The sequence below is a fragment of the Oerskovia sp. NPDC060338 genome (genome assembly GCF_042726295.1).
Lineage (GTDB): Bacteria > Actinomycetota > Actinomycetes > Actinomycetales > Cellulomonadaceae > Oerskovia > Oerskovia merdavium.
The window spans coordinates 142,003-154,760 of record NZ_JBHXCQ010000001.1 but is presented as its reverse complement, the minus strand read 5'-3'; the positions used below and the strand labels follow the sequence as shown (position 1 = coordinate 154,760).

Here is a 12,758-nt window from a genome sequence, read left to right as displayed (position 1 = left end):
TCGTGCTTGTACGTTCGTCTGCCTCGCAGTATGCCCAGGTCCCGTCTCTTCTGCCCGGCGAGCGGTGCCCTGTCGCCCCGGGCCGCGCGATTGTCTACGGTGCTCCCATGACCTCGTTCGACGGGCCCTCCGCGGTCTTCCCCCTCGCCCACCTGCCCGTCACCGTCGTCACGGTCTCCGACCGCGGCTCGCGCGGCGAGTCGCCCGACCGCTCGGGCCCGCTCCTGGTCTCGCTCCTGGAGACGGGGGGCTTCGAGCGCGTCACGCTGCGTCTGGTGCCCGACGGCGTCGACTCCGTCCGCGACGCCCTCACCTCGGCGCTGGTCGAGGGGGCACGCCTCGTGATCACCACGGGCGGGACGGGCATCGGCCCGCGCGACCACACGCCCGAGGGCACGGCCGAGGTCGTCGACCAGGAGCTGCCGGGCGTCGCCGAGGCGATCCGGCGCCGTGGGGCGACCGTGGTGCCGAGCGCGGTGCTCTCGCGCGGGATCGTCGGGACCGCGCCCGCGGCGCACGGGACGCGCGCGCTCGTCGTGAACCTGCCGGGGTCACCGGGCGGGGTCCGCGACGGGTGGACGGTGCTCGAGCCGTTGCTGCCGCACGTGTTCTCGCAGCTAGCGGGCGGGGACCACTAGCCTTCTCCGCGCCCAGCGGAAGGTGGGTGGCCCTCAGCCGCCCGCGAAGGGGGGCAGGACGTCGACCTGCTGGTCGTCGGCCAGCGCGACGCCGTGGTCCGCCGTCCGCACGCCGCCCACGAGCACCGAGCAGCGGGGCAGCACCTCGGCGAGCGCGGGGTGGCGCGCGGTCATCGCGGCGAAGAGCTCGCCGACCGAGGCGCCCGGGAGCGACTCGGCCTCGAGGCCGGCCGCCTCGGCCGCCCCCGCGAAGTAGCGGACCTGCGGCACGTCACGCCCTCTCGAGCGAGGGGTCGGCGGGGCCCGTCGCGTCGGCGGGGCCGGTCGTGTCGGTGGGCTCGGCAGGTTCGCCGACGACCTCGTCGAGCGTCGCCTCGACGTCCCACGCGAGCGCGAGCTCGGTGGCCCGCTCCATGGCGTCCAGGCCGGGGTGGTCCGCCCCCTCGCCCGCCGAGAGCCCGGCGACGTACCCCGCGATGAAGGTCGTCAGCGGGGCCGCGGGCCTCTCCACGCGGTGCGCGGCATCGCGGGCCAGGTCGAGGATCGCTCCGATGTCCACCGCCTCGCGGTCGAGGTCGAACTCGTCGACGAGGGCGTCCACCCAACGCTCGAGGTTGCTCATGCCATGCCTCCCGATGATCCGTGCAGGTCGTGACTCGGAGTACTGCGCTGCGCGCGACGGTGCGCGTATGACTCCGCATCCTGCCACGTGTCGACGTCGGTGCTCAGGCCGTCCACGTCCTCGACCTCGAGGAGTCGCAGACCTGAGACGAGCCGACGCACGGGGGCGCCGTGCAGGCCCGACGGCGGGGGGCCGTCCGCAGCCCCCGGCCGATCGCCGTCGGACAGGTTCCCGCCGACCGGGACACCTTGCGCGACCCGGACGACCGCGGCGTCGAGCGCCTCGCGCCTGTACAGCCCCACGAGCCACTGGGCCCGCCCCTCGGCCGCGAGGTGCACGCCGTCGATCCCGTCGTCGGCCGTGCCGGTCCCGGGGGCGGCGGCCGCCCTCGTCACGAGCAGCGGCACGGCCTCCGCGGCGCGCGGGACGTCGCAGGCGAGGAGCAGGACCCAGGGGGCTGCGCCGTCGGGCAGGGCGGCGAGGCCCGCCGCGGCGCCCGCGACGGGACCACCGAACGGCGGGTCCTCGCGCGTCAGGACGTACGCGTCGGAGGCCAGGTCGTCGGGCCCGACGACGACGGTCGCCCGGGCGTCGCGCGTCGCCGCGAGCACGTGGTCGAGCAGGCGGGCCCCGTCGACCACGAGCCGCGGCTTGGACGTGCCCAGGCGGCTGGCCCGGCCTCCCGCGAGCACGACGGCGTCGAACGCGAGGGCCTCGGACGGCGGGGGAGTGCTCACACCGAGCGCACCCAGTCGCCCGACTTGCCGCCCGTCTTGGCCTGGAGGCGGATGTCGCTCAGCTCGACCGACTTGTCGAGCCCCTTGACCATGTCCACGACCGCGAGCCCCGCGACCGCGACGGCCGTGAGGGCCTCCATCTCGACGCCTGTACGGTCCGCGGTGCGCACGGTGGCGCTGATCTCGACCCCGTGGTCCTGGACGTCCAGGTCCACGGACGCGCCGTGCACCCCGATGATGTGCGCGAGCGGCAGCAGCTCGGCCGTCTTCTTGGCCCCCTGGATGCCCGCGATGCGCGCGACCGCGAGCACGTCGCCCTTGGGGACCTCGCCCGAGCGCAGGGCCGCGACGATGTGCGGGCCGCACCTGACCACGCCGGTCGCGGTCGCCGAGCGGACGGTGGGCTGCTTGAGGGTGACGTCGACCATGCGGGCGTGGCCGCGCTCGTCGAGGTGGGTGAACTCGCTCATGCGATCACCATGACATGCACGGTGTCACCGGGCCCAACCGCCTCGACCTCGGGCGGCACGACCGCGATCGCGTCGGCCCGGGTGAGCGCCGAGACGTGGTGCCCGCCCGGGCCGACCGGGGCGACGCCGCGCGCGCCGACGAACCGGACCGGCAGGAACTGCTGGCGCCCCGCGGGCGAGCGCCAGCCCTCGGCGGCGACGCGCTCGACGAGGGGTTCGGCCGGGTCGGGGTGGCCCGCGAGGCGGCGGACTGCCGGACGGACGAACGCCCGGAACGACACGTACGCGCTCACGGGGTTGCCCGGCAGCCCGAGCAGCGGCGTCCCGCGCCAGCGCGCCGCGGCCTGCGGCTTGCCGGGCTGCATGCCGACCGCGACCAGCCGGACGTCGGAGGGGCCCGCCGCGGGCAGCGCCGCGTCCGGCTGGCCGCTCAGGACGTCCTTGACCACGTCGAACGCGCCCGCGCTGACGCCCCCCGAGGTGACGATCAGGTCCACGTGGGGAGCGACGTCGTCGAGCACCGCGCGCAGCGCCTCGGCCGTGTCGGGGACCGCGCCCACGCGCACCGGGACGCCCCCCGCGTCGCGCACGCACGCCGCGAGCAGGAGCGAGTTCGAGTCGGGGATCTGGCCGGGCCCGGGAGCCGTCCCGACCGGGACGAGCTCGCTGCCCGTCGACAGCACCGCGACGCGCGGGACCCGGTGCACGGGGAGCGTCGAGTGGCCCGCCGAGGCAGCCGCGGAGACGAGTCGCGCGGTCGTCGGGGCGCCCGCGGCGGCGACCAGGTCGCCCACCGCGACGTCCTCGGCTCGGTACCGGATGTTGGGGCGCGAGGGCGCGTCGACCTGGATCGTCGCGTCGAGGGGCGCTCCGGCGACGAACCGTCGCGTCGAGGTCCGCTCCACTGGCACGACGACGTCGCACCAGTCCGGCACGGGGGCGCCCGTCATGATGCGGGTCGCCTCCCCGGGGCCGTGGGTCGAGCCCGCCGGGAGAGCGTCGGGGGAGCCGGGAGAGGTCGGGGCCGCGGCGATGTCGCCCACGACCCGCAGGGTCACGGGGGACGCGGCGCTCGCGGTCGTGAGGTCCGTGCTCCGGACCGCGTACCCGTCCATCGCGGACGCGTCGAAGCGGGGGACGTCGAGGAGGGACCGGACGTCCTGGGCGAGCACGCGCAGCGCCGGCGCCCCGGTCGCGAGCTCGTCGAGACCGACCTGCTCGGTGGCCAGCGGCGAGACCAGGGTCAGGACGTGGTCACGGTACTGCTCGACCGTGTGCGCGGTCCGGGCCGCCGACACGCCCGCCCCACCCGGTCCGTCGTCGGGACGTGCCCGGTCCCGAGCCCCGTGGGCTTCGGTCAGATCGTCGGAGGCGCGCGGGTCCATGGGGACACCGTAGGCCGACGGGGCGGGCGAGGGGCTGGTCGGTGCAGCGCGGCGGACGTGGACCGTCCGCGGAGCGGGCCGCCCGGAGCGCAGAGGAGCCCCGGTCGTCCGGGGAGAGTGTGCCGGGCCGTGGGCCCGACCCCTCGTCAGCCGCGCGTGCCGCGCCGCACGGGGCCCAGCGTGAAGAGCAGCGTCAGGAGCGCGGTCACGGCGAGCGCCGCGAAGCCCAGGCCGTACGTCCCGTTCGCCTGGTAGACCGCACCCATGATGAGCGGCGGGATGAACCCTCCCAGGCCACCCGCGGCCCCCACGAGTCCTGTGACCGCACCGACCTTGTCCTGCGGGGCGACCTTGGCCACGAGCTCGAACGTCGCGCCCGACGACGCGCCGAGACCCACGGCGAGGCCCAGGAACGCGATGGTCCCGAGGGGCACAAGTTCCGGCTGGAACGCGACCACCGCCGCCAGGACCGTGACGATCGCGAAGCACACGACCGACACGGGGATGCCGCCGAACCTGTCGGAGAGGGTCCCGCCGATCGGCCGGCACGCGACCGCGAGGACGACGAACCCGGCCGTGCGCGCCGCGGCGTCGGCAGCCGTGAGGTCGTACGCGTTGACCAGGAACGTCGGCAGGTAGACGCTGAACGCCACGAACCCGCCGAAGCCCACGGCGTACAGCCACGAGAGCTGGAGCGTCGCAGGCAGCTTGAACGTGGCCCACGTGCGTGCCAGGAAGTTCCCGTGCGCGGCGGGCTTGCGGTTCGGGGAGTCACGCACGAGCAACCACGACACGACCGCGTACACCGCCAGGACGCACGCCACGAGGACGAACGGCGCCTCCTCGCCGTACGCGTCGGTGATCCGCACGGTCGTGAACGCCGAGATCGCCGTCCCGCCCATCCCGATCCCGAAGATCCCGAGCGCGGTCCCCCGCCGCGCGGGCGGGTACCACGCGTTGACGAACGGCACCCCGACCGCGAACGCGGTACCGCCCAGCCCCAGGAAGAACCCACCCAGGATGAGCAGCGGATAGGTGTCCGCGACGAACCCGATGAACAGCACCGGGACGATCGTCGCGGCACTGACCAGCGGGAACATGATCCTGGCCCCGAACCGGTCGGTGAGGGCCCCGACCGGGATACGGCCGAGCGACCCCACGACCACCGGTACCGCGACGAGCACCGACTGCTGCACGGCCGACAGGCCGAGCGCCTTGCTGTACGCACCGCCGAGCGGGCTGATCAGCGCCCACGCCCAGAAGTTCACCGCGAACCCGATCGTCGCGAGGACGAGCATCAAGGTCGCGGAGCTGCCCGACCCAGACGTCGTCGGCGAGGGCGTCGAGGCCTGCCCGGCTCCGGCCGGTGCGGGACTCTCGCCCTGCCCGGCTCCTGGTGACGCCGGGGGTGTGGCTGCTTCGTCGTGGTGCGTCACTGTGACTCCCGGGGTTCGGTCGCCCGTCCTTGGACGAATCGGTGGAGCTCGAGATTCCCGCGCGACCCACGCTAGCCGCGAGGGTGGCGTGTCGCGCGGGCTGGCGGAGGCGCCGTCGGGCCCTACGGTGGTCTTCCGAGCCGTGACGCGGCGCCTCCCGGGGAGCCTGCTCCCGGCGCGCCGCACCCATGGCACCCACCCGACCCGGACCCACGAGAGCCCCCCATGACGCTGCTGTTCCTCGGTGTGATCCTCATCAACGTCTTCGCGTTCACGCTCGTCCTGGTGCGCGCCCCGCTGTTCCGCACCGAGGTCTACCGGCCCATGCTGCTCAACATCGGGCTGTCGGTGCTGCCGGTGTTCGTGCTGACGTTCTGGATCATCGGTGACCTGACGCTCAGCGCGGCCGGGGCGCCGCTGTGGCTCGTCACGACCGTCGCGGCGGCCGGGCTCGTGGTCTGGCTGCTGCTCCTGCCCAACGCCGGGTACCTGGTGACCGAGCTCAACTTCAGTCACCGCAAGGACGGCGAGGACGTGCCGCTCTGGTACGACATCGTCGCGGTCCTGACCCTCGCCATGTCCGGGGTCCTCAACACCGTGGTCAACATCTTCCTGGTGCAGATGTTCTACGCCGTGCTGCGCTACCCCGACGACCTCAAGCCGTTCCAGCGGACGGCGTCCTGGCTCGTGGTCGCCGTGATCCTCGTGCTGGTCTCGTTCGGCATCTACCTGGGCAGGTACATCCGCTTCAACAGCTGGGACCTGATGCACCCGGTCGGGTTCCTCCAGAAGTTCGTCCGCTACTTCCGCACCCCGGGCAAGGTGCGCGACGCGCTGCTGTTCAGCGGTCTCTACACGGTGTTCTTCGCGCTCATCTACCTGGTCGTGATCGGGTCGCTGCTCGAGACGATCACGGCTGTGACGGGGTGACGGAAGGTCCGTCCTGTGGCGGTCTGGTGCTTTCCTCCCGATAGACCCTATGCTCACGTGCTGTGACAGCCCCCGAGTACATCGAGATCACCCGCCGACGCATGGTCGAGGACGGATGCGAGGTGGGATGGGACCAGGTGGGTCCTGTGCAGGCCATGGTCGGCTACCGGGCGAAGTTCGTCCCTGCCGCGATGTCCCGCACCCACGTCGTCACCGCAGTCGCTCACTTCACGCCGTCCGCGCTGGACGTCGACCTCTACACACGGGACGTCTCGACGTTCGCCAAGCGGCGCAGCAGCTCGCTGCGCGGCATGCAGTCAGGGGTCGGTGCGTTCGCGGTGATCGTCGCCGACGGCGTCACGCCCGAGCTCGTCGCCGCCGCGACGGTGAAGCCGCGCCTCGAGTTCGCCGTGATCGTCCAGCCCGTCCTCGTGGACCTCTCGGCGCGCGAGATCCACACGTTCCGGGGGCGCCGGTTCATCGGCGCGGCGCTCAACGGCTTCCTGCGGCGCACGCTCGACGCGCAGATCCAGGCGCCCGTCTGACGGTCCGAGGCTCCTGGCTCGCGTCGCTGCGCCGCCGCGGGGCCGCGCCGCGTGCCTGTGCGGCGGCCGGCTCAGCGCGGCGGCTCGTTGCCGGGCTTGGGCGGTGAGTACGGCGCCGGACCCGTGTAGCGCTCGCCCGGGCTCCGGGTCAGCGCGCGCACGGTGAAGGCGGCCGCGACGAAGCCCGCGCCCAGGTAGGGGAGCACCGACACCAGGGACGAGACCGGCAGGAGGATCGTCTGGAAGATCGCGGCGCCCGACGAGTAGTAGAGCTCGGAGGCGAGCCGCGGCAGCGCGACGTTCCCCACGGCGCCTGCGACGATCATTCCCGCACCCCACCAGAGGAGTGCGGTGGCGCTGAGCTTCGGGGGCATGGGCGGTCCTCTCGACGGGCTGGCCCCGGCGGCATCGCCAGGACGGGTCCGGGGACGCCTCGACACCGAGGCGGGTCACCGGTCCGTGGACACTATCGGACGAGGTGCCTCGCCGACGGGCGTGGCCCGCGCGTCGCCGTGGGGCGGTCCTCCGCGTCACCGACGGGCGTGAAGCCCGCGCGGCGGGGGAGGGGCGTCAGGCCGACGGCGGCGCGACCGAACCGCGGATGACCAGGTGGAGCGGCAGGACCGTCCGAGCGGGCTCGAAGCCCGTGGCGGCCCCACCGTTCCCGGCCGACTCCTGCGCCTCCCGGCGGGCCATGGCCCGTTCGAGCGCGTCGACCGCGGAGAGCGCGAGCGCCGCGACGGGCTGCTCGAGGGTCGTGAGCTGGGGGCGCAGCCACTGACCGATGCGGATGCCGTCGCAGCCCACGACCGACAGGTCCTCGGGGATGCGGATGCCGTGGAGCTCGGCCGCGCCGAGCATGCCGACGGCCACGATGTCGCTGCCGACGAACACCGCGGTGGGCGCGCTGCCCGGTCGGGTGAGGTAGGGGAACGTCGAGGCGCCGAACTGCTCGGTGTACGGGCCGTGCCGGATCAGGTCGGGGTCGGCCGTCAGCCCGGCGTCGGCCAGGGCGTCGAGGTAGCCGCGCTTGCGTTCCTGGGTCGTCGAGAGCTCGGACGGGCCCGCGACGTGCGCGATGCGGCGGTGCCCCTGCTGGATGAGGTAGCTCGTGGCCTGGTACGCGCCGCCGTAGTTGTCGACCGTGACGGTGTCGACCGCGAGGTCCAGGTCGATCTCCTCGTCGATCACGACCACGGGCAGGCCGTCCGCGACCGCGCGGGCCAGGCGCTCGTCGGTGCGGCTCATCCCGAGGTAGATGAGGCCACCCAGGACGTCGGTCCCGCCGATGAGCGGGCTGAGGCCGCCGTTGCGCTCGCCGTGCTTGCCCGAGACCGCGACGACCAGGGGGATCTGCCGCGATGCCGCGAGGTCCGCGCACTCCTCGGCGAGCGTCGTGAAGAACGGGTTGGTGAAGTCGGGGACGACCAGGGCGACGACGCCCGTCCCGCGCGCGGACGAACCCGGCGCGGACGTCCCCGCGCGCGAGCCGCGCGCGACACGTCCCGTCGAGCCCGTGCGGTAGTCGAGCGCCGCCACCGCGGCATCGATACGTGCTGCGGTCTCGGGCTGGACGTTGAGCTGGCCGCGCAGGTAGCGCGAGGCGGTCGAGGTCGAGACCCCCGCGTGTTGCGCAACTTGCGTCAACGTCATGGCTGCTGCCCCTCTGCTCGTGCGCCCGGCCGTCGGATGCCCCCAGAGCCTATCGCTGCGCTGGTGGCAGGCACGTCCTGTGTCCGCCGGAACCCCGGGATCGTGCCGATCCTGCAGGCACGTGCCGTACGTGGCACCGCCCGGCCCACGGCCTCGGTTGACACCAGCCTGACGCACACCTAGGTTGTTGCGCAACAGCAACACAACATTGCGCAACGTCGCCGATGTGCGACGTGGCCCGAACCGTCTTTGAGGAGAACCGCATGAGCCGCGTGCTGCTTGCCGGAGAGTCGTGGATCAATGCCGCGACGGACTACAAGGGCTACGACGCCTTCCCGCACGCCCAGCTGGAGATCGGCTGCGCCAAGCTCCTCGAGGCGCTCGCCGCCGAGGGCCACGAGGTCACCCACCTGCCCTCGCACCTCGTCGCGACCGACTTCCCGTCGACCCTCGAGGAGCTCGACGCCTACGACGTCGTCCTGCTCTCGGACATCGGCGCCAACACCCTGCTGCTTCCCCCCGTCGTGTTCTCCGAGGGGCGTCCCTTCCCGAACCGCATCAAGCTCCTCGCCGAGTGGGTGCGTCGCGGCGGCGGCCTCATGATGGCCGGTGGCTACCTCAGCTTCCAGGGCTTCCAGGCCAAGGCCAACTACCACGGCACCGCGGTCGAGGCCGTGCTGCCCGTCGAGATCCTCCCGTACGACGACCGCGAGGAGACCCCCGAGGGCATCGGCGGCGTCCTGACCGACGTCGAGCACCCCGTGACCGCGGGCCTCGACGCCGAGTGGCCCATCCTGCTCGGCTACCAGAAGCTCACCGCCAAGGCCGACGCGACCGTCCTCGCCACGATCGAGGGGCGCCCCCTCGTCGCCGTGCGCACCGAGGGCGAGGGCCGCACGCTGGCCTTCGCGTCCGACATCTCCCCGCACTGGGCCCCGCGCGAGTTCATGGAGTGGTCCGGCTACGCGAAGCTCTTCGGCCAGGCCGTGACCTGGCTCGCGGGCTGATGAGCGCCGACCACGGGAGTGGGGGCGCCCCCGCCCATGCCCCCGAGATCACGGTCGTCGGCAGCCTCAACATGGACGTCCGGCTGACCGTCGACCGGATCCCGCGCTCGGGCGAGACCATCAGCGCGACCGGCCTCAAGCGCTCGCCGGGCGGCAAGGGGGCCAACCAGGCCGTCGCCGCCGCGCGGCTCGGCCGCCGCGTCGCGATGGTCGGGGCCGTCGGGGACGACGACGCGGGCCGTGAGATCACGGCCCGGCTCGTGGCCGAGGGGCTCGACGTCACGTCGGTCGCCTCGTCCGAGCAGCCCACCGGCACGGCCGTGATCCTCTGGGAGCAGCCCGAGTCGACCATCGTCATCGAGGCAGGTGCCAACGGCGACGTCGACGAGTCGTTCGTCGACTCACGGGACTCCGCGGTGCGCGCCGTCACCGACGCGCAGGTCGTGCTGTGCCAGTGCGAGACGCCGCTCGGCTCGCTCGCAGCGGTCACGCGCCTCGCGACCGGGACGACCATCCTCAACCCGGCCCCCGCGGTCCCGGTCCCGGCCGAGATCCGCGACCGGTTCGACGTCCTGGTCCCCAACCGGTTCGAGCTCGCGACCCTCGCAGGAGCCGGCGAGGCCCCGGCGTCGCTCGCGGACGTCGTGGCCATGGTGCGTGGGCTCGCGTTCCCGGGTGACGTCGTCGTGACCCTCGGGGCCGACGGCTCGGTCGTCGTCCCCCGCGACGGGCTCCCGACGCCCGTGCCCGCGGTACGCGTCGACGCGATCGACACCACGGCCGCGGGCGACAGCTTCTGCGCTGCCCTCGCCGACGGCCTGCTGCGCGGCGAGGACCTCGTCGGGGCAGCCCGCTGGGCGGCCCGCGTCGCGGCCGTCACGACCACTCGCGACGGGGCGATCGAGTCCCTGCCGCTCGCCCACGAGGTCCCTGCCCCACGACCGGAGGACTCCGCACCGGAGCAGTGACCCGCCCGGCACAGCACGACCCGCACGACCCCCCACCCAGCCCGACCACTCAGCGTCGACCCAGGGCTGGCCGTTCGATCGGTCCACCGATCCGACGTACCGTCGAAAGATGAAAGGCACGGCCAAGCAATGAAGCACACCACGCCGGAGACCACCGGCTCCCGCCCGGGAGGCGTCCAGACGGTCGACCCGACACCCCAGCGCAGCAAGGTCAAGAGCACGGCGACCGCGCTCCTCGTCCTCGCGACCGTCCTGGCCGGAGCCCTGGGCCCCATGCAGGCGGCCGTCAACGGGCAGCTGGGCAAGACGATCGGCGACGGCCACGCGGCCGCCCTCATCTCGTTCGGCACGGGCCTGGTCCTGATGTTCGTCATCGTGTTCGCGCGTCCCGTGACGCGTCGCGAGGCGCTCGCGATCCCGCGCCTCATCAAGGGCCGCACCATCCCGTGGTGGAACTTCCTCGCGGGCCTGTGCGGGGCCGTCATCGTCCTGTCCGAGGGCGTGACGGTCGGCGTCCTGGGCGTCGCGACGTTCCAGATCTCGCTCATCTCGGGTCTCGTGATCTCGGGCGTGATCTGCGACCGTCTGGGCGTCACGGCCTCGGTCAAGCAGCCGCTCACGTTCTTCCGCCTCGCCGGCGCGGTCCTCGCGATCGTCGCGACGGTCATCGTCATCTCGCCGAACTTCTCGGCCCCGCACACCATCGCCCTCGCGATCATGCCGTTCGTCGGCGGTCTCCTCGCCGGCTGGCAGCCCGCGGGCAACGCGGCCGTCGCCGACGCCACGGGCTCGATGCTCGTCTCGATCGGCTGGAACTTCCTGGTCGGCTTCACGGCCCTCGGCATCGCCTACGCGATCCGCGCCATGACCTCGGGCGTCGACTTCCAGCTCCCCGGCTCGTGGTGGATGTACCTGGGCGGCCCGCTCGGCCTCCTCTCGATCGCCCTCATGGCTCTCCTGGTCCGCGGGCTGGGGCTGCTGCTCCTGGGGCTCGCGTCCACCGCGGGTCAGCTCGTCGGCTCGCTCCTCATCGACGCTGCGATCCCGTCGCTCGGCCACACGATCTACGCCGCCACGATCATCGGCACCGTGATCGCGCTGATCGCCGCGGTGATCGGCATGATCCCGTCGGGGAAGTCGCCGGAGGCGACAGCCGACACCGCAGTGGCCGCCGCCGTCGGCGGTGGTGAAGCAGGAGAGGTGAGCCCGCGATGAACGTCACGCCGGCAGGGTTCGTCCAGACGGTCACCGGACCCGTCGCCGCACAGGACCTGGGGCTGACCCTGCCCCACGAGCACCTGTTCAACGACCTCTCCGGTGTGCTCGACGCGCCGAGCTACGAGTTCTCCCAGGCCGTGGTCCGCGAGCCGGTCTCCGCCTCGGTCGCCTGGGCGCTGCGCCAGGACCCGTACTGCTGCGCCGACAACATCGCCGACAAGCCGGTCGCGGCCGTCGAGGCCGAGATCCGCAGCTTCGCGGCCCTCGGTGGGCGGACGGTCGTGGACGCGACGTCGAGCGAGGCGATCGGGCGCAACCCCGAGCGCCTGCTCGACGTCGCGAGCCGCACCGGCCTCAACGTGGTCATGGGGGCGGGCGCCTACCTCGAGAAGTTCGAGGGCGAGCGCATCACGGCCCAGTCGGTCGACGCGCAGGCCGCGGCGATCTCGCGCGAGCTGTCCGACGGCGTCCGTGACACGGGCATCCGCCCGGGCGTCATCGGCGAGATCGGCGTCTCGCTCGACTTCACGGCGGGCGAGCGCGCCTCGCTCCGCGCCTCGGCGATGGCTCAGCTCGAGCACCCGCAGGTCGCGATGCAGATCCACCTGCCGGGCTGGCAGCGGCGCGCGCACGCGCTCCTCGACCTCGTGCTCGACGAGGTGGGCGTGCGGCCCGAGAAGGTCGTGCTGTGCCACATGGACCCCTCTGCCGAGGACCCCGAGTACCAGCGGTCGGTCGCCGAGCGCGGGGTCTGGCTCGAGTTCGACATGGTCGGGATGGACATCACCTACCCCAAGGAGGGGGTGTCGCCCGACCCGCACACGACCGCGGGCGCGGTCCAGCGGCTCGTCGACCTGGGGTTCGCTGGGCAGGTGCTCCTGAGCCACGACGTGTTCCTCAAGCAGATGTGGGTGCAGAACGGTGGCAACGGCTTCGCGTACGTGCCGACGGTCTTCACCGAGATGCTCGCCGAGCGCGGCGTCGAGCGCGAGGTGCTGCGCCGGCTGACGCACGACAACCCGGCGGCGATGCTGACGGCGTGACCGGGTGGCCGGCTGACCGCGAGGTAGAACGTGCTGCGCGAGGTAGTGCGCGGTGCGTTCTACCTCGCGCAGCACGTTCTACCTCGGCCCGGGGGACCCACCCGGC

The 12,758-nt window shown here is 73.2% G+C and carries 15 protein-coding genes; 7 read left to right on the top strand and 8 right to left on the bottom strand.

Going from position 1 to position 12,758, the window contains the following annotated elements:
• Nucleotides 1-107: 107 nt before the first annotated feature.
• The gene (locus ACFWGN_RS00730) at nt 108-638 is read left to right on the top strand and encodes a molybdenum cofactor biosynthesis protein B (protein ID WP_191802730.1); all 531 of its coding nucleotides are present in this window, start codon (nt 108-110) and stop codon (nt 636-638) included.
• 33 nt (nt 639-671) lie between these two features.
• On the opposite strand, the gene ACFWGN_RS00725 is transcribed toward ACFWGN_RS00730, so the two are convergent.
• The 6 genes from ACFWGN_RS00725 to ACFWGN_RS00700 all read right to left on the bottom strand — a co-directional run bounded on the left by ACFWGN_RS00725 (nt 672) and on the right by ACFWGN_RS00700 (nt 5,288).
• The gene (locus ACFWGN_RS00725) at nt 672-908 is read right to left on the bottom strand and encodes a MoaD/ThiS family protein (protein WP_191802732.1); all 237 of its coding nucleotides are present in this window, start codon (nt 906-908) and stop codon (nt 672-674) included.
• Between the two features lies 1 nt (nt 909).
• Nucleotides 910-1,260 carry a DUF6457 domain-containing protein gene (locus ACFWGN_RS00720; protein ID WP_191802734.1) on the bottom strand — a complete coding sequence of 117 codons (351 nt, stop codon included), beginning with the start codon at nt 1,258-1,260 and terminating at the stop codon, nt 910-912.
• Nucleotides 1,257-1,997 carry a molybdenum cofactor guanylyltransferase gene (locus ACFWGN_RS00715; RefSeq protein WP_377615241.1) on the bottom strand — a complete coding sequence of 247 codons (741 nt, stop codon included), beginning with the start codon at nt 1,995-1,997 and terminating at the stop codon, nt 1,257-1,259. The genes ACFWGN_RS00720 and ACFWGN_RS00715 overlap by 4 nt, the downstream gene beginning before the upstream one ends.
• On the bottom strand, nt 1,994-2,467 hold the full coding sequence (gene moaC, locus ACFWGN_RS00710; protein WP_191802736.1) for a cyclic pyranopterin monophosphate synthase MoaC: 474 nt from the start codon (nt 2,465-2,467) through the stop codon (nt 1,994-1,996). The genes ACFWGN_RS00715 and moaC overlap by 4 nt, the downstream gene beginning before the upstream one ends.
• Nucleotides 2,464-3,852 (bottom strand): gephyrin-like molybdotransferase Glp, encoded by a 1,389-nt coding sequence (gene glp / locus ACFWGN_RS00705; protein WP_377615240.1) that lies wholly within the window; start codon nt 3,850-3,852, stop codon nt 2,464-2,466. Before glp ends, moaC begins: the two co-directional genes overlap by 4 nt.
• A gap of 146 nt (nt 3,853-3,998) precedes the next feature.
• The gene (locus ACFWGN_RS00700) at nt 3,999-5,288 is read right to left on the bottom strand and encodes a nitrate/nitrite transporter (protein ID WP_377615239.1); all 1,290 of its coding nucleotides are present in this window, start codon (nt 5,286-5,288) and stop codon (nt 3,999-4,001) included.
• A gap of 225 nt (nt 5,289-5,513) precedes the next feature.
• Here ACFWGN_RS00700 and ACFWGN_RS00695 point away from each other — a divergent pair, with 225 nt between their 5' ends.
• Together ACFWGN_RS00695 and ACFWGN_RS00690 are read left to right on the top strand one after the other, a co-directional pair.
• Complete coding sequence (locus ACFWGN_RS00695) at nt 5,514-6,218, top strand: DUF1361 domain-containing protein (RefSeq protein WP_377615238.1); 705 nt, start codon at nt 5,514-5,516, stop codon at nt 6,216-6,218.
• A 62-nt stretch (nt 6,219-6,280) separates the two neighbouring features.
• Nucleotides 6,281-6,763 carry a hypothetical protein gene (locus ACFWGN_RS00690; protein ID WP_191802744.1) on the top strand — a complete coding sequence of 161 codons (483 nt, stop codon included), beginning with the start codon at nt 6,281-6,283 and terminating at the stop codon, nt 6,761-6,763.
• A 71-nt stretch (nt 6,764-6,834) separates the two neighbouring features.
• On the opposite strand, the gene ACFWGN_RS00685 is transcribed toward ACFWGN_RS00690, so the two are convergent.
• The gene (locus tag ACFWGN_RS00685; protein WP_191802746.1) at nt 6,835-7,137 is read right to left on the bottom strand and encodes a hypothetical protein; all 303 of its coding nucleotides are present in this window, start codon (nt 7,135-7,137) and stop codon (nt 6,835-6,837) included.
• A 196-nt stretch (nt 7,138-7,333) separates the two neighbouring features.
• Complete coding sequence (locus tag ACFWGN_RS00680; RefSeq protein WP_377615237.1) at nt 7,334-8,593, bottom strand: LacI family DNA-binding transcriptional regulator; 1,260 nt, start codon at nt 8,591-8,593, stop codon at nt 7,334-7,336.
• An 86-nt stretch (nt 8,594-8,679) separates the two neighbouring features.
• On the opposite strand from ACFWGN_RS00680, the gene ACFWGN_RS00675 reads away from it, so the two are divergent.
• From ACFWGN_RS00675 to ACFWGN_RS00660, 4 genes are all read left to right on the top strand, one after another.
• Nucleotides 8,680-9,423, top strand: a complete 744-nt coding sequence (locus ACFWGN_RS00675; protein WP_191802751.1) for a glutamine amidotransferase — start codon at nt 8,680-8,682, stop codon at nt 9,421-9,423.
• A complete protein-coding gene (locus ACFWGN_RS00670; protein ID WP_377615236.1) occupies nt 9,423-10,391 on the top strand; it encodes a ribokinase in 969 nt (322 codons plus the stop codon). The genes ACFWGN_RS00675 and ACFWGN_RS00670 overlap by 1 nt, the downstream gene beginning before the upstream one ends.
• Before the next feature lie 129 nt (nt 10,392-10,520).
• Nucleotides 10,521-11,606: a DMT family transporter gene (locus ACFWGN_RS00665; protein ID WP_377615235.1), complete on the top strand. Its 1,086-nt coding sequence runs from the start codon at nt 10,521-10,523 to the stop codon at nt 11,604-11,606.
• A complete protein-coding gene (locus ACFWGN_RS00660; protein WP_377615234.1) occupies nt 11,603-12,652 on the top strand; it encodes a phosphotriesterase in 1,050 nt (349 codons plus the stop codon). The genes ACFWGN_RS00665 and ACFWGN_RS00660 overlap by 4 nt, the downstream gene beginning before the upstream one ends.
• The last annotated feature ends 106 nt before the right edge of the window (nt 12,653-12,758 follow it).

Bases quoted from the DNA above. Each gene is read 5' to 3' on its own strand.
- ACFWGN_RS00660 (WP_377615234.1), top strand. From the start codon at position 11,603: ATGAACGTCACGCCGGCAGGGTTCGTCCAGACGGTCACCGGACCCGTC.
- ACFWGN_RS00695 (WP_377615238.1), top strand. From the start codon at position 5,514: ATGACGCTGCTGTTCCTCGGTGTGATCCTCATCAACGTCTTCGCGTTC.
- glp (WP_377615240.1), bottom strand. From the start codon at position 3,852: ATGGACCCGCGCGCCTCCGACGATCTGACCGAAGCCCACGGGGCTCGG.
- ACFWGN_RS00685 (WP_191802746.1), bottom strand. From the start codon at position 7,137: ATGCCCCCGAAGCTCAGCGCCACCGCACTCCTCTGGTGGGGTGCGGGA.
- ACFWGN_RS00675 (WP_191802751.1), top strand. From the start codon at position 8,680: ATGAGCCGCGTGCTGCTTGCCGGAGAGTCGTGGATCAATGCCGCGACG.
- moaC (WP_191802736.1), bottom strand. From the start codon at position 2,467: ATGAGCGAGTTCACCCACCTCGACGAGCGCGGCCACGCCCGCATGGTC.
- ACFWGN_RS00720 (WP_191802734.1), bottom strand. From the start codon at position 1,260: ATGAGCAACCTCGAGCGTTGGGTGGACGCCCTCGTCGACGAGTTCGAC.
- ACFWGN_RS00730 (WP_191802730.1), top strand. From the start codon at position 108: ATGACCTCGTTCGACGGGCCCTCCGCGGTCTTCCCCCTCGCCCACCTG.
- ACFWGN_RS00665 (WP_377615235.1), top strand. From the start codon at position 10,521: ATGAAGCACACCACGCCGGAGACCACCGGCTCCCGCCCGGGAGGCGTC.
- ACFWGN_RS00670 (WP_377615236.1), top strand. From the start codon at position 9,423: ATGAGCGCCGACCACGGGAGTGGGGGCGCCCCCGCCCATGCCCCCGAG.